This window comes from Halorubrum sp. SP3 (assembly GCF_005435195.1).
GTDB classification, from domain to species: domain Archaea; phylum Halobacteriota; class Halobacteria; order Halobacteriales; family Haloferacaceae; genus Halorubrum; species Halorubrum sodomense.
Genome location: NZ_SGTU01000080.1, coordinates 330 through 1,737 on the forward strand (window position 1 = coordinate 330; position 1,408 = coordinate 1,737).

Sequence of the window (1,408 nt, forward strand, 5' to 3'; positions counted from 1 at the left end):
AAGCCCGAAACCATCTCGGGGAGCCGTTCAGCCTCACAGACGGCGCTGTCTTGGGCGGCGACCGGATCGACAGCGACGACGGTGAGGATGAAACCGCTCAGGACTACGCGGCGACACGCCGCGCGAAGCGGCACACGAACGGACAGGGACGGAGGGACAATCGCGGACATTGGTTGATGGGTTATATTGCGTGTCGTGGTAGCACGGAACACGGGATCCGTGCGCACAATTCTTGATAAATTTTGTGCCGCTACAGTGCTGTGTAATCAGACAATCCTGCTCGACTGCGGCTTAACCAACAGATCCCGGAAACCTCTCCGGGATCGTTGGTTAATCACACTACAACCGGCAATCGCGGCGCGGTTCTCCTACACACATCTTCCAGTACCGCCGGCCGATGGTGGGCGCGCCCGTTCAAGCCGGCCACGACTGCGGACCGTCACACCCGTTGGTCCTGCCGCAGTCAACCCCTGCTGAAACGCGTGTCACACCACTGTTTCCCTTCGAACGCGTTCTTCGATGAGTCCGTTCCAGTTGCCCCCACGAGACTGAAATTCGTCGCCACAGCGGTAGAGCCCCGTGTCTGTGCCACCTCAACAGGGTGACCGTAGCCGGTGTCGGCAGCGATCACCACTCTTTGCTGGGTGACGTATTATTTCTGTTCTCCCGGAACACCCCGGGACCACTGGGGGTGTTCTGACGGATCTGGTCTTTCACCTGCTCGATATATCGCCGGAACACAGCGCCACGAACTGAGCGAGCGAGCGCTGCGTGGCATCGACTATCCGGCTCCTGGCACGCGATTTTGTGGAGCCGCACCGCTCGCGATGAATGTGCGTGTGTCATCCACCCCAGGTGTCGGGCTACCGGTGCCGCGTGCCGATCTGTTACACTCGTTGGACACGGTCCTACTGCGGCGGGGCCCGCTCCCTGAAATTCCGCGGAATTCGTGCGTGTGAGCGATTTTCGCGGGAAAAATCTCTATCCAACGACTCCCACACCCACAAGCGGGGTCGTACTCTCTCGTAGCGGCCAACCCTGAGCCACCACACCCCACACTGAACCTTGGGTGGGCAGTGGCGGGGGCGTTGAGGACTCGCGGTCGCCGACAGCTATTTTTGATCTGGTATGTGATCTCTCCACACGATCGCATGTCGACGCCGCCGTCAGCTGACGCCCTCCCAGCGGCGCTCGTTGACCGTGACCAGTGGGTGTGCTGGCGCACGCAGGAGCGCGACGGCAAACCCACGAAGGTGCCGATCATTCCGGGCACGACGCAGTTCGCGTCGACGACATCTCCTGAGACGTGGACCGCGTTCTCTGAGGCCCGAGAGGCGGCCACAACCACCCCTGTCGACGGGGTAGGGTTTGTGTTCACCGCGGAGGACCCGCTCGTCGGCATTGATCT

The 1,408-nt window shown here is 61.4% G+C and carries 1 pseudogene; it reads left to right on the forward strand.

The window, feature by feature from the left end:
- Window positions 1-1,151: 1,151 nt before the first annotated feature.
- Window positions 1,152-1,408 (forward strand): annotated as a pseudogene (locus EXE42_RS15400) (hypothetical protein); the annotation flags it as partial.